Annotated in this window: 17 protein-coding genes and 1 pseudogene; 3 read left to right on the forward strand and 15 right to left on the reverse strand. The window is 44.7% G+C overall.

Translation table 11 applies throughout. From position 1 onward, the window contains the following. Window positions 1-199: 199 nt before the first annotated feature. The 10 genes from OO184_RS12635 to OO184_RS25220 all read right to left on the reverse strand — a co-directional run bounded on the left by OO184_RS12635 (window position 200) and on the right by OO184_RS25220 (window position 7714). A complete protein-coding gene (locus OO184_RS12635; protein WP_265379488.1) occupies window positions 200-1345 on the reverse strand; it encodes an acyl-CoA dehydrogenase family protein in 1146 nt (381 codons plus the stop codon). A gap of 9 nt (window positions 1346-1354) precedes the next feature. Then, complete coding sequence (locus OO184_RS12640; RefSeq protein WP_132343741.1) at window positions 1355-1612, reverse strand: acyl carrier protein; 258 nt, start codon at window positions 1610-1612, stop codon at window positions 1355-1357. A gap of 11 nt (window positions 1613-1623) precedes the next feature. Beyond that, the gene (locus OO184_RS12645) at window positions 1624-2748 is read right to left on the reverse strand and encodes an HAD-IIIC family phosphatase (RefSeq protein ID WP_265379489.1); all 1125 of its coding nucleotides are present in this window, start codon (window positions 2746-2748) and stop codon (window positions 1624-1626) included. Beyond that, window positions 2696-3541, reverse strand: coding sequence for a 3-hydroxyacyl-CoA dehydrogenase family protein (locus OO184_RS12650; RefSeq protein WP_265379490.1), 846 nt, complete (start codon window positions 3539-3541; stop codon window positions 2696-2698). Before OO184_RS12650 ends, OO184_RS12645 begins: the two co-directional genes overlap by 53 nt. A gap of 331 nt (window positions 3542-3872) precedes the next feature. After that, window positions 3873-4235, reverse strand: a complete 363-nt coding sequence (locus OO184_RS12655) for a type VI secretion system contractile sheath small subunit (RefSeq protein WP_265379491.1) — start codon at window positions 4233-4235, stop codon at window positions 3873-3875. A gap of 470 nt (window positions 4236-4705) precedes the next feature. After that, window positions 4706-4843 carry a hypothetical protein gene (locus OO184_RS12660; RefSeq protein WP_265379492.1) on the reverse strand — a complete coding sequence of 46 codons (138 nt, stop codon included), beginning with the start codon at window positions 4841-4843 and terminating at the stop codon, window positions 4706-4708. Continuing rightward, the gene (locus tag OO184_RS12665) at window positions 4833-5093 is read right to left on the reverse strand and encodes a hypothetical protein (RefSeq protein WP_265379493.1); all 261 of its coding nucleotides are present in this window, start codon (window positions 5091-5093) and stop codon (window positions 4833-4835) included. Before OO184_RS12665 ends, OO184_RS12660 begins: the two co-directional genes overlap by 11 nt. Before the next feature lie 129 nt (window positions 5094-5222). Then, complete coding sequence (locus tag OO184_RS12670) at window positions 5223-6263, reverse strand: 5-bromo-4-chloroindolyl phosphate hydrolysis family protein (RefSeq protein WP_265379494.1); 1041 nt, start codon at window positions 6261-6263, stop codon at window positions 5223-5225. A gap of 60 nt (window positions 6264-6323) precedes the next feature. Beyond that, window positions 6324-7427 (reverse strand): toxic anion resistance protein, encoded by a 1104-nt coding sequence (locus tag OO184_RS12675; protein WP_265379495.1) that lies wholly within the window; start codon window positions 7425-7427, stop codon window positions 6324-6326. A gap of 185 nt (window positions 7428-7612) precedes the next feature. Then, entirely contained in the window at window positions 7613-7714 is a 102-nt protein-coding gene (locus tag OO184_RS25220; RefSeq protein ID WP_376712557.1) for a hypothetical protein, read from the reverse strand. Between the two features lie 524 nt (window positions 7715-8238). Between OO184_RS25220 and OO184_RS12680 the strand changes: the two genes are divergently transcribed. The 3 genes from OO184_RS12680 to OO184_RS25060 all read left to right on the forward strand — a co-directional run bounded on the left by OO184_RS12680 (window position 8239) and on the right by OO184_RS25060 (window position 9312). Beyond that, window positions 8239-8658, forward strand: coding sequence for a hypothetical protein (locus OO184_RS12680; protein ID WP_265379496.1), 420 nt, complete (start codon window positions 8239-8241; stop codon window positions 8656-8658). A 248-nt stretch (window positions 8659-8906) separates the two neighbouring features. Beyond that, entirely contained in the window at window positions 8907-9173 is a 267-nt protein-coding gene (locus OO184_RS12685; RefSeq protein WP_265379497.1) for a ribbon-helix-helix domain-containing protein, read from the forward strand. Window position 9174: 1 nt separating this feature from the next. Then, window positions 9175-9312, forward strand: a complete 138-nt coding sequence (locus tag OO184_RS25060) for a type II toxin-antitoxin system RelE/ParE family toxin (protein ID WP_312023700.1) — start codon at window positions 9175-9177, stop codon at window positions 9310-9312. A gap of 312 nt (window positions 9313-9624) precedes the next feature. On the opposite strand, the gene tccC is transcribed toward OO184_RS25060, so the two are convergent. The 5 genes and pseudogenes from tccC to OO184_RS25225 all read right to left on the reverse strand — a co-directional run. Further along, window positions 9625-12756, reverse strand: coding sequence for an insecticidal toxin complex protein TccC (tccC, locus tag OO184_RS12695; RefSeq protein ID WP_265379499.1), 3132 nt, complete (start codon window positions 12754-12756; stop codon window positions 9625-9627). 134 nt (window positions 12757-12890) lie between these two features. Then, window positions 12891-17585, reverse strand: coding sequence for an insecticidal toxin complex protein TccB (tccB, locus tag OO184_RS12700; RefSeq protein WP_265379501.1), 4695 nt, complete (start codon window positions 17583-17585; stop codon window positions 12891-12893). A gap of 100 nt (window positions 17586-17685) precedes the next feature. Next, on the reverse strand, window positions 17686-20586 hold the full coding sequence (gene tccA, locus OO184_RS12705; protein WP_265379502.1) for an insecticidal toxin complex protein TccA: 2901 nt from the start codon (window positions 20584-20586) through the stop codon (window positions 17686-17688). A gap of 533 nt (window positions 20587-21119) precedes the next feature. Beyond that, window positions 21120-21587, reverse strand: coding sequence for a DUF6392 family protein (locus OO184_RS12710; RefSeq protein ID WP_265379503.1), 468 nt, complete (start codon window positions 21585-21587; stop codon window positions 21120-21122). 332 nt (window positions 21588-21919) lie between these two features. Then, window positions 21920-22141: pseudogene (locus tag OO184_RS25225) on the reverse strand (PAAR domain-containing protein); the annotation flags it as partial. Between the last annotated feature and the right edge of the window lie 332 nt (window positions 22142-22473).

Below are 22473 nucleotides of genomic sequence, written 5' to 3' on the forward strand. Positions count from 1 at the left end.
ATCAATGCTCATACAGAGCTTGGTTATTTTTAACGTTTGCTCCAAACCTAGAGCCAATAGCAGATCCTAATAGTCATAATTTTGAGTATCTCAGAAATAATATTTATTTTTCGAACAAATAGGACGCCAAGATACTCAAAATATTATCGCCAAATAAATTTGGCATGATGGTTTATTGTTGCAATTGATATATCGAGATCTAAAGAACGGACTGTTTACGATAAAATTGTCTTAATGCATGTTGTGCAATTAAAACTTGCTGAATTTGGCTGGTGCCTTCGATAATTTCCAGCACTTTGGCTTCTCGATATAATCGCTCCACAGGATAGTGATTACACAAGCCATTACCACCTAAAACCTGTACAGCATTATTTGCAACCTGAATAGCCGCTAAAGAGCTCTGATATTTAGCAATATTTGTTTCCATTATTGCATCATGGCTACCTTGGTTTCTTAATTCACCGATCTTTTCGCATAGGGCTTTTGCCGCATAAAAGACCGTTGTTGAATCTGTAATTAAGCCTTGAATTAATTGGTGTTGGGCAATTTTTTTACCGAACTGTTCTCTTTTACGAGCATAAGTCACCATTTCCTCCAAGGCCGCATGAGCAATTGCAACCCCTGCCCAAGCAATACTATATCGGCCATAAAAGAGCGCAGTATTTGCGACAAAGCTTAACCCTGCGCCTTCTCGCCCGATAAGATTATCCTTGGAGATCTCCACGTTATCAAAGCTCAACTCGGATAGATAAGCACCGCGACTAGCCAACAGCCCGGTCATTAGCGTGCGACTCAATCCAGCCGCTTCTTTTTCCACCATAAAGGCGCTGATTTTGTCGCCATTCTTGGCGAAAACCAGAAACAAATCGGCAATTCCTGAGTAGGTGATCCACTTTTTATTGCCGTTGATGCGATAGCCTGAATCTGTCTCTTCATACGTTGTTTGAATTGAACCAGCATCTGTCCCGGCATTGGGCTCAGACAGTGCAAAACAGGCAATTTTCTCGCCTTTACACATCGCCGGCAGATATTTTTCCTTCTGTTCCGCGTTGGCAAGCCTTACTAAAGTTTCACCCACCAAGCTGGTGTGAACCGTAAGCAATGCCCTGGCCGAATTGCAACCTTTACCGATTTCTTCCGTTAAATAGCCGTATGACAATGGATCAATGCCGCTACCGCCATATTCTCGCGGTAGAATAGACCCCAGAAACCCTAAATCGGCCATTTGAGTAATAACATCTTTTGGTACGCCGCCTTGTTGGTCGAACACGCCAGCATTAGGCCGAAGTACTTCATTTGAAAACTCTTTCGCTAATTTAACTAGCCGGTCCATTTTATTATTCATAAATAAAATCTAACCTTTTATTTTTTGGACAAGTTGTTGCATTTTTTCAATCGAAATAAAATTCTCTCTTTCAATATATTCATCTGGAATCGAGATCGAAAATTTATCTTCGATAAAGCATAGAAGTCTCATAGAAAATAAAGAGTTAACCAGACCGCTTTCAAAAATATTAGTATCGTCCTTTAACTCTATTTCATCATCCAGATTGGTAATGTTATTTTCAATAAAATGACGAATTTCCGTTGATATAATATATGAATCTTTCACACACTCATCCTTTAATTAATTTCAATTTTGACATAACGCGGAAAATCAGGAACTTGACTCAAATCATGGGAGAAAATTATTGTATCATCTGAGAGCTCTTGACATTTTTTAAAGCCAGCAAATTGATAGGTTACATACATTTGCCTATTACGCTGTGTCCGCTTAAACTCAGCATGCAAATTATGTGACTTTTCTTTAGCTTGCTTCATAATATAAGTCAGAGCGATACTGCCGACACCTCTGGACATGGTTCTACATGACATAAGCAAAAGCTTTATATAATCCGTATCACCTTTATATTGAACCAGAGCAAGACCTATTTTTCCGTAAGAGCCATATTTATCGACTAATTCAAATACAAACAGGTCATGATCATCAGCAGCCATAAGCGCTGATAGTTCATCACGACTGTAAGTAATACCGGTAGAATTGAGCTGATTGGTACGTTGTGTTAATTCCTCAGCTCGGAGCAAATCTTCCTCTTCGGCTTTGGCAATATAAAATTTCATATCTAATTGACTGAGGAAGTCTTCAGGAGTGCCGATAAATTGCTCTTCCTCATTCTTCCTGAGGATATCATCTTGATAACGACGCCTTCTCAGCTTTGCATCATCGGATATTTCCATGCTTGCAATTCGCGGTAAGTCTAGCAGTGTGTTATATTCTAAAGCGTCAATACAAACAACGTCAGGATGCCTTGAATTAACCTCATCCCTTTCCATTATTTGATCATCAACAAAAATAAAAGTATCGGCTGAAATATTCAGGCTCTTCTGAATTTTTTCTATCGATAAAGACTTCGGCCCCCAATTAATTTGCGGATAAATAAAATACTCATCCAGTTCAAATTCGCGAAGTTTAGCCATCGCATCACTAGCCTCATTTCGACTAGAGATAGACTGCAAAATACCCATGTTATCCAATTTTTTGATAATCTGGGGAATATTTTCTTTGAGTTTCACCTCATCCTGCTCAGATAAAACGCCTTCCCAAATAGTATTATCCAAGTCCCAAATCACACATTTAACGGGTTTATTTGTGACTTCAACTTGTGTGTCAATATTCATTTTCACACTTTCCCAATTATTTATATTTAAAGAAACCCATACCGCTTTTTTTGCCCAAATGCCCGGCATCAACCATTTTTTTAAGCAGTGGGCAGCATCGGTATTTTGGGTCCTGATAGCTGTCATAAAGGACACGTAGTGAATTCACCACGGTATCCAGCCCAATCAGATCGGCCGTCTCCAGAGGCCCCATAGCATGGCCATATCCATCTTTAAAAATCTTGTCTATATCCTTTGGCGTTGCAACGCCATCCTGCACCAGAAAAGCCGCTTCATTCATAAACAGGTGAGATAATCGGTTCGAAACAAACCCGGGGTAGTCTTCCACCACCACCGCATTCTTATTAATGCTTTGCAGCAAGGCTTGGGAAGCTTCTAGCGTTTTGTCGCTGGTATGGAAACCTTTAATGACTTCTACACATTTCTTAAGCGCGACAGGATTCATGAAATGCAAGCCAATAACTTGCTCTGGATAAGGTAAGCATGAGCCAATCTTAGTAATTGAAATACAACTAGTATTTGCAGCGACGTAGGTCTTCTCATTAATGACAGGCGACAACCGTTCATACACATTCTGTTTAGCTGCCAGATCTTCTTTCACATTTTCAATGACCCAGTCGCTCCCTTCAATTTCCTGATAGTCACTGACCACTTTTACTCGTTCAAGCAGCTCATTTACATTTACCGATTTGAGTTTAGGCTCAAGCATGCGATAGAGCCTAAACTCATTTTTTATCCGGGAAGGAATGTTCTCAAGTACGGTTGGATCAATGTCTAGAATAACAACATCATGACCAAAAGCGGCGCACACCATCGCGGTGTCTAACCCCATAACACCCGCACCAACAATCGATATTTTCAACGCCAATCTCCTTTTTAAAATTGTAAAACTACATATCTTGAAGTTTTCCCTCGCTCCAACAGCGAGCGTTCCATACGTTTTTCTCTCATAGCTGATGCCAGTTTTAGTACGCTACCGCCCCTCGCCATGACCAATGCGCATAAGGTGTATTACTTTATGGGGCGCTTTGCCGAGCACCTGCCCCCGCAGACGCTCGGCAAAACACAAAGGACCGTTATCCTTCCCACTGACAAATTGTGCAATGACGCCACTCGCTTCAAAAATCGAAACGAATGCGGTTACCGACCTTAGTCAATCTAGGTGATTTTTTTGTAGTGCAACTCAACCTGTTTCAGGTGGTGGTGCTTATCTCTGGAGGGACCTTTGATGTTGTATATAGCAGATTAATTTTCGCCTTATGCCGGTGATCGCTCAGCGTCGGCACTTTCAGAATGGTCTCTAGTTCTTTACAGAACATAGCGTTGTCTAGCAGATTGGATTTCAAATCGCGGAAAGTCAGAGTGATTTTTTCTTTATTGCCATCAGCAGACAAGGGATTTTCAACACTGGGGTGTACAACGGAGGAATATTCGGAGAGGACACTGTTACCGTCATTTTTATTGACACTAACTTTTTTCTGTGCACTACCAGTACGGAAGCTCCGTTTAATATTAACGTGTACTTTCGGCACTTCGTTCATAAAACTTTCAAACATAGTATTTATCCTAAATAGTAGCTCATGAGAAGGAAGTCAGCCATGCAACATTGACAGGACGTACTTTGCTTCTACTTTAACCGAAAGACAGAGCAACAATGCTTATGCATAAATTTACATTAACAATGCCACACAACAAACCATCTAACCAAAGTAAATTTTCTACATATAATAAACACAATATCGTTATTTTTAGTTTTTTTATCTGAAACGAGCTAATCCTTATAGATTTAATAAGACACTTTAGGAAAACTGATAATAATCATACATAATAAATATTTTTCGTTCAAATAATTAATAGTTCTAATAATATTATTAGAATGTAAATTTCTATGAACAGGCAACACGAACATCGTGACACGAACGTTTAGAACACTGACTGTAGGTTGTACACACAGGCTCTATCGGCCTTGGAAAAACATGAGATAACGCCCAAGGCGTCATATCAATGGTGGGCGATGGTGATAAAATCACCTATAATTCAGCGGGGCAAGGATTTGTGTGAATGTGTAGAGATGAACATAAACAGCGGCACTTATCCCCGGAGTACCAAGGTAGCTGCCTGGAAGTTCACCTTTCATGACAAAAGCAATGGCGTCAATGATCACCTTCATTAACCTCAGCCAAACGCTGATTCAGTGTCAGATCCGTCTGCAATGCCAAAGATATCAGGGCATCCGTGATGGGTGCAAAAATACGCGCCCCCATCCGAGCCAATCGATCGGACCACTGCTCAGCGTCATTGACAATAATGCCGAACTTACGCCCATCAGTGGTCCTGGATACATAGTCCTTGAACGTCTCCCCCATACGAGGCTGATTATACAAAACCTCGTTTTCATACTGAGGGCTTTGCATGCCGTCGATTACAACCGCAATGAACCATTGATAGCCCGGTCAGCTTCTATCGACATGCTGGCGAACATATCAAAAACAGACAACGGCAAAATCTATTTACAAACTCATGTCATAATTCCCATAAATTTTTTAATCATCCTTAACACCAAACCCTTGGGAACGGATCAACTGATTCATTACTTTTAGATCCACCAATAGATCGTCGATATCGTTATCCAACAGACGCTGGTGCATTTCACCAAATGCGACACTCATTTCTTGCATCCCCTGATAAGTCAGTAACCTCACCTCTTCAAATTGCGCGCTATTCGCATTCTGCTCCTCTAACGAAACACAACGCTCCAACGCCTTAACAATCATTGGCAAATAACGGTTGAGAAATAACTTACCGGGAGTGACATCCCGGGCATCAGCCTGCATACAGCCAATGATCGCCTGCGTTTTCTCTTCAATCTGGCTAATCAATTCCTGTATCTCATATGTCATGCCAGACTTATAACGTTTGATCTGAGTCAGTTGCTCATAATATTCAGTAAACTCTGCCTGTGCTTCATCTTGCCGACACTGTTCCTCTGCCTGTTGACGAGCAGCAATCTGTTGCTGCCGTTGCAGCGCTTTCTGCTGCCGGAGATGCTCCCAGAATTCAGCAAACCCCGTTGTCAACACAACGATAAAAAATACAACACCAAACCAAACAGGAATCGCATGGGCATCAATTCTAAACAACGCGACAATAATACTCGCTGTCATCAGTAATAACGGGAACCTGCTTACCTCTAGTTTACGTTGTCTGATAATCGTGATGAACAAAGCCGCCAGCCCGCCAAACAACAGTGCGGCGGCCCACAGCCCCGCCAGTACACTCAACACCGCCACCAACCAACCGGCCAAAGTCGCCGGTCTATGTGGACGTGACGGATAGAGAGCCAACAATCCGATATAGACTGATAACAGCACTATGCTAGAAATATGACCATCACCCACTGGCAAGGCCAAAAAAGACCAAGGAGTATACAGAACAACACAACCCAGTATAAAAGCGAGGACAAAGACTTTGATATGAAACAGTACCCGTGATAAAGACCGCCTGATGCTACCGAGCAGGGACATCACTCCCGGCTTCTGCTGTTGTGCCGCATCACGGTCAGACGATGATTGAGGTGTAGGCATAGGATATTTTATTCCTCTTACTATTATCCATTCCTGTCAAGAAAACATCTGATGAGATGACTAATATTGTGCATTAGCCGCCGCAGTTAAACGCTGACGTAAATTATCTTCCATTGAGGAGAGTTCTTTCTCAATTTCAGTTCGTTTAACGCGCGCTTCTGACGCAATACGCATTGTATCTTCAATCGTATTGACCAAACGGCTCTGCACATCACGCAAGGTTTCAATGTCAACGATAGAGCGTTCCACTTCAGTAGCCGTTGCAATGCTGCTCTGTTGCAAGATTTCAGCATTTTTGCGCAGTAAATCGTTGGTCGTATCGGCCACCTCTTTTTGCAATTTAGCCGCTCTATGCTGAGCTTTCAGTGACAGATTGAGTACCATCTGACTTTTCCAGATTGGCAATGTGGAAAGGATGCTACTCTGGATCTTTTCCGCCAGTTGCTGGTTGTTATTTTGTACAATCCGAATCTGTGGCGCAGTCTGTATAGCAATGGTTTTTGACAGTTCCAGATCATGAAGACGGCGTTCAAAACGATTAATATTTTCCAGTAGATCTTTAACACTCTGCGCATCCATCATGTCTTGAGACGTTTCAGCCTTGCTCTGTAATGAGGGCAACTCCACCGTTTTAATCTGCTGTAACTTCTGTTTGCCCGCTTCCACATAGAGCGATATTTCTTTATAGAAACTTAGATTGCGATCGTAGAGTTGATCTAACACCGTGATATCACGCAGCAAGTTAAGCATTGCACTATCCAGATGAGTGGCAATGGTATCGACTTGCTGTGTTAGCGTTTTCTGATCAATCATGGTGCGCTCGACTTTCTTAAAGATCCCGCCGATCAGCGGTAATTTTCTCAGAAAGCGACTACTCTTCTCTTCTGCGGATAACGCATCATGTTCACGAATAAACATGACCAAATCCGAGAGTTTCTGGCCTACCTCATCAGCCTCTTTGGTTCGTACATTCTCCAATAACGTATCAGCAAAACGAGCGATCCCCCCCATAGGCTTGGCGCCATAGCTGATCACCGCCGCAGGTTGTGAAATATCGATCTTTTCTATTAGGCTGTTGATGTGCTCCTGATCAACCAGAACAGTTGGCTCATTGATAGCCATATCACGACCAAATGATGGGATAGGTATAACTTTAGTACTCATAAAATAATCCTGTTAGCTGAATAGATAAAATAATTTTATGTAAAATAAGAAATATTATAGGATGTCTACAACGTGTTTAAAATAAGTTCTATTTTCTGACAATCTGCGATTACCTCGCACACAAAACAAAAAACGCCAGCATGAGCCAGCGTTATCAGTGCATCAGTTAAAAGAGGAACTGGTGGCTAACCGTAACTAACAACAGGCGGCAAATTTCTGTAAAATCGTAATGCTTCATCGTTACGACCATAGCAGTACGCTAAAATAACGTGCTCATTTTTATTCAAGACATATCTACCAAATTAAACAACTAACAAAGAAAGGGCTACTCATTAAAATTGGCCACGGACTATACCCAATGGATTTCAAGATGCATCGCGACGGCAAGGGAGCGAATCCCCGGGAGCATAGCGAACTATCTGACCGGGGTGAGTGAGCGCAGCCAACAAAGAGGCAACTTGAAAAATAACGGGTATATAAATAAGGTTTCATAATTCCGCTACACATGATTTTCTTCAACTCATTGTTATACATAGGGTTGTTGGTAGATAAGGTGTAGCACCATTCTGGAAAGTTATTTATACAAAAGCCAGACCGAGCACGATATCAGGCAAGCCTATCCCAGCAAAACCTGGCGGTGTGGATGCCATTGTGTCTGAGGTGCTAAAACTCAAAAAGATTGATTTTACTTTTGATGACTTAACACTCAAATTTATGAACGGTGAAATAACCCAAATCCCAGCATCAATTAAATTCAAATTTGATAATCGGAAATTTAGTACTCGCTTACAAATAGGCAGAAAAGTAATAAATGAAAAAGGTTGAAATCATGAAAATTTTGTTTGTTATTATGTTACTTCTCTCTGTAATAACCGGGTGTTCAGGTCAAAATATCCCAAACAGACAAACACAAACAGAAGAGGGATTGGAATTCGCATTTTCATCCGGCGGTAATTTTACCTTAACTCACGCCTGTACCGACAAAATCGATTATTTAGGGCCAGACGAAGGGGGGAATGACCAGATAGAAATAGCGATAAAAAACAATAAACAATGCTTTGCTCACTTTGATGCTTTAATCAATAAAAATATCGGTACCCAAATGACAATATCATTTAAAGGTACTCATCTTGTTACGGCGACTATCCAAACTTCTTTAAATCCTTCATTTATAATGGGGGTAAAAGATAAAGAACAAGCCATGAGCATTATAAACACATTAGAAAATTAGAGAATAATCAGTCACTCATTAAGAAAATCAACTGTACCGCACTATTTATCCTATGCGTCGTAGAACTTTGCCCCACCAAGTCAATATTGAGCGCAGTGTACATCCTGATCGCCCAGAACTGCTGCGAATGATTGCCGATCTGTAACCTAGATAGGCACCAAAATTTTTTATTTTATGAGTCTATTTTTTGGACGTATATTTATTTTCAGAGTAGGATTAAATCCTACACACCTAACTGGAGGTATGCCATGCGAACTACACAACAATTCAGTATTACATTGCCAAATGAAATGGCTGATGTAGTAAAAACTAAGGTCATGACGGGAGAATATGCCACGGAAAGTGAAGTTATTCGGGATGGCCTGCGTGCGTTAATGGCCCGTGATCGTGCGGTTGAAAGCTGGTTACGCGAACAAGTCGTCCCTGTGTACGATTCCATGAAAGCAGATCCGGCACGAGCACTGACTGTTAACCAAGTACGAGCAAGATTAGCTACTGAACGCAAGCAGAATTAAAGTGAGCTATCGTGTTGTCTTTTCACCAGAGTCCTCAGAGCAATTGGTGACACTTTACCACTATCTGGCTGTTACTGCCTCCCCAGACACTGCAACACGCTATACAGACGGTACTATCGCTTTCTGCGAGAGTTTATAAACTTTTCCCCATCGCGGGACTCAACGTGATGATATTTGTTCCGGCTTACGGATTACCAATTACAAGAAACAAACCGTGATTGCTATTGATAGCGATGTTGAATTAGTTTCTATTATTGGCATCTTCTACAGCGGTCAGGATTACGAAACTTTTCTGCAAAGCGATTCAGAATCTGACATATAGATCTGTGATGACCTTATAATCTCAAAAGCAGCGATTAATGATTGGGGTAATAAAGTGGCTGCTCCCGGCCCTGAAATCTTCGCCCATTATTGGGCGAAGATTTCTAGCGATGTTTATTCAAAATATTTACTAGAAAGAGAAAACTCGTCGTGCAGCTCCCACAGCACTGGTTCCATAGTCTATCGCATTGGCGATCCCTGTTGTGGTCAGGACCCTGCCTCTGACCTGATTACCAATCATACCCGCAATATTATCGATACCACTGCCGATAGCGCTTAGCCCTCTGGAAATCCAACTATCTCTTCCCATCACTCTGTGCAGACCCGTTCCAATGCCGCCTGCAAGCCCGCCGAGAACGCTAAATATAGGTTCAAAGACCGGTCTGGCGACACTGAAATGCACTAATTGTCTGGCTAAACCGGCGACATGTGGGCTGATAGCCCGGCCTAAGAGCCTACTCAAAAATCCGCCGCCCATTACTCTGTTAATAGCCATTTCCGCCCCCAAACCAGCGGCATAACCCACTGCGTAATTCGCTAAATGTCCGGCGGGATTACTGGCGACATCTAAACCAAAACCAATCCAGGAACCATAATAGGTACCAATACCGGCATGGATACCTGCTCTGGTACTCCCTTGTGTACCGGTGATCATCCCACCAGCCGCCCCACCCGTTGCTGCCGCTATTTCATGTGTAAAGGTGGTGGAAGTCCCCAACATGGTATCAATGGTGCCTACCGCACTTCCGGCCCCAATAGCGCCGCCTATCCCTCGGTCAGCATTATTTATCCATGATCCCACCGCCCCCGTTACCGCCCCGGCGGCTGATGCAACACCCACTCCTTGTGCTCGCGCGCCATAAGCCGCGGCTGAACTCGCCCCGGCAGCCGCGCCAGCCGCCGCCTGCACTAACGTCGATTTTCCCTGTACGAGTCGAGCGAGTAATGCCCCGCCTTTTTCCAACAGGCTACCTACGTTATATCCCATCAACGCGCCAATCCCTGCGCCTACCGCCGCAACCCCCAGAATGACGGGAATGGCCGCTCCAGCCGTAGCGGCAATGGTAGCCGCCAGACCACCAATCGCAATCCCGCCAGCAATAGCTCTGCCAATTTTTTGTCCCCGTCTCATTGACGCAGACATCCCCTCATCAGGTTTACGAAACAGAAATGAAGCAAACCAAAATGTATTCCGATTTCGGTTCGCAGACGGCGCTAATCCATCAGGGTCAGTCAATGTGATGGGGTTATTCCTCACCATCCGGTACAAATTCAGCCCATCCACGGTTCCCGCCGGATCAGCACTCAACCATCGGCCCACCCAAGACTGATAATAGCGGTAGCCGTAATAATACAACCCAGTGGCATCCCGCTCTTTACCGGAGTAACGAATAAATTTGTAGCTGGCTTCTGTCTGATTTTTCGCTGCCCATACCGCAGTGCCGCCATACGGATAATACTCTTCCTGACTGAGAATTTGCCCTTCGCTATCCAGTTCAAGCTGGCTGGAACCGAGAAGATTATCGTAACTGTAACGCACCTGATCGTTGTCGATATCTGCCGGCTTACCGCTTTCCCAATGCAATACCCTTACCTGTGCGCGGCCCGCCTCACCTACCGTAATCACCTGCAAGTTTTTAGTTGTTTTATCTGCAACCTCAGTTGTGCGTAGCTCTAATCCCGGTAGATAAATCACCCGTTGTACTTGAATACTGTTACCCGTCTGCTGTTCACTCACTTTTAGCAGCCGTATCCCATCACTGCTATAACGATACCATTCACTGTCACTGGTATTTTCGCGGTTCACCGGTGTTACTCGTTGCAATTCACCACGGATATTCCAATCCAGATTTTGCCCTAGCATTAACGTCTGCTGATGACCGCCGGAATCAAATAGCGCATCCACTTGGGTTGGCTCTGTCGTTAATGTACTCAATACCGCCCGGTTACTGCGGCTTGAAACGGTCATATCTGTGGTGTAACTATTTTGAGTCGCGGGTGAACTGTGTCGAATTTGAAGCAAATTACCGCCACGGTCATAAGTATAGGTACGAAGGTAATTGGTATAAGTGTTGTTGTCGGTAGGAACAGGTATTACGGGTGAGGGAAGTTGGTTGCTTTGCTGGCCGATATTGGCCATTTCACGCCCTGTCGCACTAATAAGCTGATACAGAGAATCATAAACATAGCGGTTCTCAGGCTCTACTTTCTGATTGCGCCAAAAGCGGGTAGCTTCAGCATCATTATGGATGCTGACGACATTCCCCACCGGATCATACTCATAGCGTAGATCCTGCAATACCCTTGCTCCTGCTTGACTCTCTTCGGCGCGTCGGGTGGCAATACCAATCAGACGTTGAGTTTCCGGTTCATAACTGTACTCGGTAATCACGCCGTTACCATGCTCTTCACGCAACTTATGACCTGCGGCTGACCAGCTCAGGGACTTAACAATCACCTGTTCACGCTGGCCTTTCACCGTTAACCAACTCCTTTTTAACTGACCGGCAATGTCATAAGCCAGACGCTGAATATTTCCTTTCGCATCGGTTTGGGTCAGTAAAGCCCCTATGGCATTAGTTGTGCTTTGTGTTGTATAAACCTCACTCGCCAGCATCCGCTGCCAGACAGTTTCATCATCACCGCTCCAGTTAGCCTCCTGCCCCTCTGCCAGCAATTGGTGAGATTGGGATAACATGGCACCCGCCAGTGACTGACTCATCAATCTGGTCACTCCCGCCGTGTCGTAGTGGCATATGCACAGACCGGAGAGGTTATACTCTTTCTCCGCTGTTGTATTCTCAGCCCAGATAAAGCGCTCTGTCACTTGAGAAGTCTCTTGGTCGGAAACTTGTTCGCTCACAGATAACAAGCGACCGGGCAACGTGTTGCCTTCATAGCGACGAGTCTGACGAACACCTGTCGCATTCATCGTCATTACCGGACGACCTTCAATATCATTTAATGTGACAGTTCGGCCAGCATCGACACTCTCTACCCACAGAGCATTACCGGCCAGATCATGTTGCCAAACAAAATTAGGCTTTACTGAGTTATCAGCCTGCTTTGCATCATATAAGCGTGGGTCAATACTGTGGTTCAGGTGTCCACCAGCATCATACTGGTGACGGGTGACGCGGGTGTCAGTCTCCCCGCCGACCACAACACGGTGAAAACCAATATCACGAATGGACAGGCCGCGATTATCTAACACGCTGACTGTTGGGGTTTGAGTATAAAGAGTCGTATCAGACGTACTCATATCATATTCCTTTTATTTTGTTTTAACGCTTCCCTTCCAATGAAATGGAGAAAGATCGCAAGATTAATTTCAGGTATGACAGACCCTCTCCCACTCTGACGAACAGAGTGGGAGATATTTAGTTAAAAGTTGATTTAAAAAAGTGTTTTCTTGACTTGATTTGCAAAGCTGGCGCCGCCGTCGCAGGCGGTGTAATGCACCTGCACCAGTACATCGTCCATATTCGCCAACAATGACGCCTGCATGTCATCCGCCTTCAATATGTTGCCATCAATATGTTCATCCACAGAACGCGGGAAGGTAAGCGTCCATTTGGATACCGCACCAGTGCCTTCAAACGATAGATAGCGCTCATCCTCCAAACGCAGCTCAAAACTACCAGAGTCATTCAGACCAGAAGAAAGCGCTACTTGCTGGCTGGCACGCAGATTAGTGACAATATGCGTCGCATTACCCTCTTTATCTGTCGAATCATTGAGATATTTAACACCGCCGATATCTGCTGCAAGCAGTGTACTGCTGCTAGTTTGAGTAAGCGTTGCTTTCACGTTCTGATACGGCCCAACCAGCGTCGGCAATGTCACTGACACGGTTTTAATCTGGCGCAAATAGTGTCCCGGATAGTCGTTGTCAAACAGCTTTTCGCTTAATGTAAAGTCAACTTTGCCCTCAGTTTTTAGCTTACCAAAGCCATCATTACCCAATAAGCTTTTGAGCGACACAGTACGGATCACATTAAGACGGCGCTCATGACGAGCCAAATACGCAGCTTCCATCTGATGCAAATTGAGTTGCAGTGTCTCCCCTACTTGCAGACCACGATAATGGTCATTCCAAGTACCAGTCTGGATAAAAGTGGTGGCGTAGTCCCCCAATTCATACTGCCAGCACGCCTGAGCAGAAAGGCAAAGAGCAACCACAGCGTCGTATGCTTGATAGTACAACGCGGATAATTGACCACTTAACCACTGGTATAAGGTTGCCTTGGTAAAACGGGTGGTCAGGTAAGTCAACATGGTTCGAATTTGTACCTGCTGCGCCTTCGCCTGTTGCAAGGAAGTCTGAGCCGCTTTTTCGCGCACTGCCAATGCATCCAACTGTTTCTGTAACGCTTCGACCTCTGACTGTGCCTGCTGGTATTGAATTTGCCACTCTTCACGACGACGACGGTAATTCTCCGTAGTCGCCAGACGCTCGGCTACTACGCTGGTAGCTTGACCAGCGGCCATCAGCCCGATGGCAATCGCTTCCGTTACCCCCTCGTAGCGCGAACCGCCATCAGCCAAACCGAAGATATTAGGAATCACTTTCAGCGCCCCACTGGCAGTTTGTACGCCGGTGGAAGAAGAAATCAGGGATTGGGCTGAAGTTTGGGTATCCATCACCAGTTGTTCCGCGCTGGAGATGTTGTTTTGATACAGCGTGTAATAGTGGTCATGGCGCTGTTGCGCCGTAGCCTGACTGGCTTGCAGCGCCAGACGATCTGCGGCCAATCCATCCAACGCCTGTTGTTGCAACGTAATGGCATAGCTGGACATATCCAACAATTGCTGTTGCGCCAACTCCTCTTGACCGGCCCGTTCGCTACGTTCCAACAAACTAAGCAGGTTCTGACCAAAACCGGTCAACGTCCCCACGGCGTTGTAAGCCCGAGGCAACATAGCGCTGAAACGGTATGGCGGTACCGTCAACATGGCGCCACTGACGCCATTCGCCAAAGTACCGGACTGAGCGCGTTGAGCCAACAGCGCTACCGGATCAGCAGGCGCAGCATACAGCGGCAGTGAAAGCGGCTTGCCATCAACGGTCAGGTTATGACGCAGATTGTATAACCGAGCATCCAACGTATCCCAGTGGGACAACATCAGGACATTGAGCGGTTCGTTAAAGTAGCCATTATCCGCCAGTTTCAAGTGACTAATGTTATTGCCCGGTAATGCGGGTAAAACAGTATTACTGTTAGCTAGCTGGAGTTCAAAGTCACGTAAAGCCGTTTTTTGCCCGGCGGCTAAGGTATCCAGGGTTTGCGGTGTCCAGACGCTACTCAGCGACACATCCGGCCGAGGCCCTAACAATTCAGCGGCCAGATTGTAATAGACACGGGCCTGAGTCAGACCATCACGCGTCAACTGGCGATACCACATATCTCCCTGAGCAATGAGATTGCTGACATAGGCGATAAATACCGCTTTCTGATATATCACCGGATGAGCATAAGCCTGAGTATCGGGATCGATAGGATCACTCAAATGACGTGAAAGATCGCTGTGTCCTTCAACCAACGGGCGTACATTCCAATAAGCTGGAGCATTGTGTGACTTGTTTTTCATCGCCGGATCAAAGATGTAATGCAAACTCTTTTGCGCCGGCGAAAATTGCTGTTCGTTGGCAAAACGCGTAGCAACCAGAAACGGCAAGTGAAAGAACAATTCCCAGAAATAGAGACCATTTGAGCCATTAAAGTCCATTGGTTCACTTTTGCCGTCAGTCACTAAATCAGCTTCCAGAGAAGGATCTGCTTGCAAGGTATAATCCAACAAACTATCCAACCCTAAATTTGCCTTTTCAATTAAGGTACGCACAAAGGTGGTATTCAGACGGGTTTTAGCAGGTAATGATAAGGTCAAGAAATCCAGATATTGCACCAAACCACGTTTGCTATCGTAACGGGAAATCAATCGCGGAATGGCATCCGGCGCTTTGCTATCTTGCAACGCAACATACACGTTAAACCACTTACTGACCCAAGAATAGGCCCCTTTTTTCCCTGATGGGCGGTCATAATGATCCCACACGACATTCAAACAAACCTGTAGGTAGTTTTTATCCGGCTCAGTGGAGAAATCCGCTTCGGACAAGGTATAAGGCGTAGAATAGGCCGTACCGCTGGCAAGTTGGAAAGTTTGAGCACTGTAGCGTTTAAACAGATTGCGCCCATCCGCCGTCTCAGCATTGATTTCCTGATAAAATTTGCGGTTATCGGCGATTTTCTTGAAGTTTTTGATAGTGGTCAGTGTTGGCCAATCTGGGGATGTAAATACAGTTTCAAGCTTATCAAGACTAATAGCGTAATTTATTTTATCAAACCAATCTAGCAGCACTGTACCGTCTGGGATATACAGATTATAACTGGTAGGTGTCTCTCCTTCCCAAGCGATATAACTGCCCTGCACAGTAACAGTATGGTGAACATCAAGCAGGGGAGCAATAGCCCATCCCTCATTAATTCGCTGCTCTAACGCCCACGTTCCATTAGGGACATAGCTTCCACCATACCCAGAAGGATAATAGTTGATTACTGCATTATGGAAGGTGTAATAATTTCCATCATGGTAATCCAGATAAAAACCTTCATTCCCTGACCACGTGAAACCATAACCAGACTTAGAATCATATACAATATCGTTATATCCAAATGTATGACGATTAATAAAATCCCCATTGGTAGTGGTCTGGATATGGAGTGTCAGACCATCTTGATCGATATCCACATAGGCACCGGTAGTACCCTGCTTCAAGTCATCAACTTTACCTACCCAACCCGTATTTTCGGGATCTTCTGTTGCACCAGCAATAACCTTAGTAATCACATACTTCTTATCGTATACCGCAAATTGCAGGCAGTTCTGATCATTTGTTTCATCACGGTAAGTACTGAACAAAAAATTCTTACTCAACGGCCTGAGAATATGGCGATTGAAAGCTGAGTCACAATAGAGATAACCATACACAGCAGGACGGTTTTGATATGGAGTCCCCGTAAAATTACGTACAAACACCCCCAACATCAGGCGACCATACGGATTACTGTCAGTTTCCTCCGTCGGGTCAATACTAAAATCGGTGGTAGCCAGCAAATTCACATCCCGTAGCGTGATACCATTTTCATTAATCAGCAAACTGGTACGAGATATATCCTGATCACCATCTCCATTTTGTCGCGTCATCAGAGTGGTAGTATTTGGCGCAGTCCAAGTATCATCGTAGCGCTTATAGCCAAACTTTATGCTGTAAGCATGGGTCTTACCGATATCTTTGCCGTCATCACCCTTTTGCACTGCCGGGTCACGCTCAACCCAAGCCACATACAGCCGGTCGTTATAAAATACCGGGCGAACCGTATGCTCCAGCACCGTATCACCAGACAGCGGCAAGGTGATTTCCTGCCAATCATTCCAACAATTTGGCGTCACTGGATTTCCCGCCGGATCTTGCCGATTTTTACTTAAATCCATCTGACGCCAGTAGTACCGATACGGCTTAGTAGTAGTACGGCCGATAAAATAGTAAATGGCCTGATCAAATTTATCCTGATTAATATAACCACTAAGTACATACAGATTACTCACCGCCTCAAACTCATTGAGATACGCCAGAACTGCATCCTGAACCCGGTCCGGATCGAGCCGATTCTGGTTTAAAGTCGTCTCCAACTCTGAGAAATAATGGCTTTTTTCCTGCCGGGTGATGGGAGAAATGTAGTTTTCAGCGTAATTTCTAACCTCAGCCCCCGCAGCCCAGACTGCATATTGATTATCATTGTCGCGCCATTCGTTAGCGGTGGAGGGTTCCATCGCCTGACGCCCCGGTTCAGAGCCGTTGACCAGACGAGTCATATATTGCTGTATGCTGGCGATCGCTTGAGCTACTCGGCTGGTCTCAACCTCATCAGCCACTTCCGGGTCAATCAGCAAGTATTCGTACAAATCTTCCACGGTCACTGGCTGACTATCGACGCCTTTCAAGGCTGGCGCCACAAAGTTCATATAGCCGGTCACCAGCGCATCACGCTGAGATTCATTCAGTTGCTTTTCCATTATCGATAACATAATTACACCTGCCTTACTTAAATGGCGGTTTAGAATCGGCCCGATTGGGCCATACGGAAAAATCAGATTCACCTATTCAGGTGGCGAACTTCTGCCATGTTCAACGACTATCCTTGACATGAGATACACCGGCCACCAGCGCCTGACCGGTGCTTTGCCAAAGGGCATAATCACTGTCACGGCTCAGGGCATAGCCTTGCTGTTGCTGTGTAACGCCAAGACCCGTCTGGTTCTGTGCCTGTTGCAGACGCAGAAGCGTATCCAGTTGCGGTGTAGTTTTGGCAATCCCGCCCAATACCGCCCAAGCGGCTTGCAGCTCATTAGCCTCCCAATCCAACAGTGTCGCCAACGTCTGTGCAGCATCAGATTGGCTCAACGGCGCAACAGCATTAGCCGAACGGAGATAGGTCAATACATTATTTTCCGTACCACTACCGGCTTTCCCCACCTGGAGCAGCAAATCGCTGTAACGGCTTAAGGTATACAGCATCCACAAACTGATATCGGTTACCGTTTCTGAGGAAGCGCCGAAATAGGCTGGATAATCCAGCAAGGTTTGCACCATTGCAGGACTCAAAGTGAATTGTTGGGTTAACAAGGAGCGGCGTACCACTTCACGTAATTGATTCAGATAGTCAGCAGGAATATCGGCAGCGGTCTTAACGGTATCTTTCAATGCCCAAGTCGTACTAAGCCACTGATAGACAGTTTTTCCACTCCAACGCAGCAACAATGCAGGCAATGACTGACTCACATTCAGGGTCTGCGCCAATAAACTGACAGCGACACCTTGCTGAGTTTGCTGCGCTTGATTCAACGTATTCTTCAGAGTGGTAATTGCCAGTTTCTTATCTTCATCAGATAAGCTTTGTGTATTGACCACCGTTGCTATCACACTTTCTATGCCGGCATCGGTCACCAGACCCACCTTATCGATAAGCGGATTACTACCTGCCGAGAGCAGAGCAAACCAGTCAATGGCGTGACCGTTGGTATCAACTAATGGCGCGCCACTACGGGATAACAATGTTGCATCCACAAATGTACTGCCCAAGTTCTGCCACACCTGACGGATAAAATTCAATTGATCGTCAGTGCCCTGAGCGGTAAAGGTAGAATTGCTACTCAACAGTAAAAGTAAGGTTTCAACAGGTAAATCATGCTGTTGTTGCCATTGAGCGATCGCACTTAGCGCTTGCAGCAAACTCAGAATATCCGCCGCCAACGGAGAATCCTTTTGCGGTGCGGTGATTGTCGGTTTTCCTGCCAATTGCTGCCAGACGATGCCTGTACCTGCATCCAATCGGTCAACCAAAGCACAGAAAGCCTCTGGATCTATCCCCAATGTACGCGCCAGATTAGCCAGACGGTAGAACGCCGACACCACAAACAGATTACAGTTGAGCGTACTTTGTGTGACATTCCCCTGCCGACGAGCAATATTATCCGCCAATAACAGGAACTGACGATGATTGAGGCCCAATGCAGTGCTGATATGTTTGACACGCGCCCCATCTCCCCCGGTAGTCGATGTATAGACAAAATCATGATCATCCACCACAAACGGCGTATCAAAGGCGCCGGCGGAATTAAACACCTGATCTAAGAACGGGGTTGCTGGTGTAATGGCAAACGGAGTCACTACGCGCAACCAGCCAGCAAATTGCTTGGCGGTAACACCGTATTTCGCCTGATAATGCTTGAACACTCCCAACAGACGCAGTGTATTGTCGTTCATCAACAGCGCGCTATTTCCTGCTTCCGCATCCATAGCAGAAGTCACCAACAGGTCAATATCTTCATAGGGCAGATTCAGCCATTTTTGCAGGCGCACGATACGATTGATACGGTCCAACTTGTCATCGGTCAGATTGTTAACCGTCAGGGCAAAATGCGCCTCCGCGCCACTGCGACTCAAGGTAATCGCCTCTGGTTTGCCGGCATGAATGAAACGGGCGCCGTAAGCAAATGGCGTCGCTGCCGTGTCGCCAGTGCTCGCATTATCAGACTTAACCACCGTAGTCCCCCCGACAGTTGAACTCAACATCAGTTCTACCTGAGGCACAGTCAAATTTGTTCGGCCAGTCAGTATGGTCATATCGCTGAAACTGTTCTTCGTAAGCGAACTGTCACCATAATTTAGCTGATAGAAATCCTGACCAACGGTCTCCGTAATGATTTTCTGCTGCTCTGGCGAAAGCTGACTCGCCATGATTTGCAGTCGAGTCAAAGCACTGGCAGTCGTATCGCTCAATTTTCCTTTTGCTGTTGCCCAGAAGTTTTGCGGCAAATCCAGCGTCTGCGGCAAGGTGACATCTTGCAACGTGGTACCTAATACCGACTGAGCTGTCTGAATCTGCTGGTGACCATAATGATACGGCAGATTATTCGGATAACGAGTGGTGGAAAGTTTGGCGTTTACCGCTTCCAGATCAGCCAGACTTAGTTTCTTCTGAATGGCCTTGGATAGAATTTCATTAACCAACTGCAATTGCGGTATAACCTCATTGATCGCTTTATCATTAATTAACAAAGCGCCCAAATCAGGACGACGTTCCGCCAACGTATTCATAATGGCACTGGCGCCATTCTTTTCCTGCTCAAGGGCCAGTTGATAAATATGTGTCAAATAGGCTACCGGCGCATCGTTGGCTTCCGGCGAGCCGCTAGGTGCTTTATCTTTCCAGCCAGTGTTTGCATCAAGAAACTGATTAGCGTAATCCGGACCTGATACAGAGAACGGACTTCTTAAGCTAAACTGAACAGCTTCACTAAGAGAATTACGGCGAAAATGGTGTAACACCTGATGAGCATATCCCACTGCCAAGTCATACATTTTTTCAGCATTGCGCCCTAGATCAGCACGATGCTCACGAATAAAACGCTCACGCGGCATACGTACCACATCAAACACTGAGGCATAACCAAGGTTAGTCAATTTACCGGGTAGATTATGGATCTCTTCGGTGCGGGAAATCAGGGGACTGGCGAGTTGATTCATACGGACTCCTGAATTGAGGTTTATCATGAGAAGCAAGTTTGTTTTTTTCGTGCAAAAAAATAATCACCATTGTTATGTGTAAGAAAGGCACCAAAACAAACACACGCCTTTAGGACATCAGGTTTCTTAACCTTCTAAAAACGCCACACACCGTGATGATGTGTGAGGAAAAATATAATAAATCACAAAACTTGCTTACCTTAAAAAATAAAATACAGACAATAAAATAACTTTACCTTTATATAATTATTTAGAGTAAATATTTACTTATATTGATGATTAATTTACAAAATCATTAATAATAGTTTGTAAGAACACACTTTTAATAAGGTAATACCCAGTGTACTGGAATATTAATACATGACTGAGATAATGGCATGAGAATCGTCTTTTATATCAATGTGATAAATATTCTTGGTGTGTTTTCATTATTTTTTTAATCAAAATATTCTATTGAAGGGTAATGAGAAGTTAATGAGTCAAATTCAGTATACCCAAACAGCTAAGGTTCTAAATAAGAGCCTCTTTATTGATTACCAACGGACTTCTGAGGTAGGTAAAAACGTTACCGATTTTACTCGTTCCATCATGTCATAAGAAATCTTCATACTTGTAGGAATGTGAAAATCAAGCAATGTGTATAACTCTTTCCATCCAAACTGACGTTTCATAATCATTTGGGGTTGCTGTGATTTCTCAGGTTCACCAAATTGTTCATGGACCCACTGTCGTGACATCAAAGGCACCAAAGGAGAAGGAAGCTCATTAGGAAACTGATATAGAGGTTTCTTTTCATCAAATAAGGCCAACGTAACTTCTTTTAAACGCTTTCCCTCGCGATAAAAAGCTAGAAATACCCCTTCTTTTACCATATCCAAGCATATCACCTCATCACCAGAAGAACCTGTTGGCTTGGTCTTATAAGGGATTAGCCCTTTATTAAAAATTTCCTGATAAGATTTACCTAAACTATTAATTAGGGCTTCAACGTTGATAGTCATTATTTATACAACCCCCGTTCTTGATTGAGTTTATGCATCTTCGATCTGGCTTTTTCAAGCTGCTCCTCTGTTGCACCATAGTTCTTCAACGCCGGCTTTATTGTATTAAAATCACTATCTACAGCGATTCTTATATCCTTTGCATCCTGTTCTATTTGAGATGGGTTATTTCGTCCCCCATAAGTTGCGCTGAACTTCTGATGAATTTCTGCTGGGATGATAATAGCCGCAACATCTTTTGCCATATCTGCTAACTGACCTTCAGTAAGCCTCGGATTTAATTTTTTAAAATAAGCCTCAACAGCCGCTCCCGACGGCATATGATCCGCATGAGTACTCACACTATCCAGCGTGCCAGCCAGCTTACGCCCCATGTCAAACACATCGGATACACCACTGACAATCGTGTAAGTACCGGGATGTTTGCCACAGGTAACCTTATCCCCTTCACGAGCGGTTGCCCGTCCATTGAATGTCATGGTGTGGTCACCGGTAATAATCTGACCGCCGCAAGTTGTTTTATCACCAACGAGCAGGAAATATCCTATTGCCATCTATTCACATCTCCATTGATTCACCGTATGAAGAGTGGCTCTAATTGAAATCATCATCATGTTACTGCCACTTATGGATTAATAAGCGATCAATGGTGCAATGAATTTCACTTAAAAATATATATACCCTTCATCTTTCAAGCTGCTGCTTTATTGGCTGCTTTCACTCACCCCAGTCACATAGTTATCTATGCTCCTGGGGATTCGTTCACTTGCCGCCGCGCTGCAACTCGAAATCTATTAGGTATAGGAATATTCTGAAATTTAGAGAAATGTGGTTGATTAATGCCCGCAATTCACCATTAATAATAACAATTTATATACAATAAATT

This window comes from Photorhabdus aballayi, from assembly GCF_026153155.1.
Taxonomy (GTDB): domain Bacteria; phylum Pseudomonadota; class Gammaproteobacteria; order Enterobacterales; family Enterobacteriaceae; genus Photorhabdus; species Photorhabdus luminescens.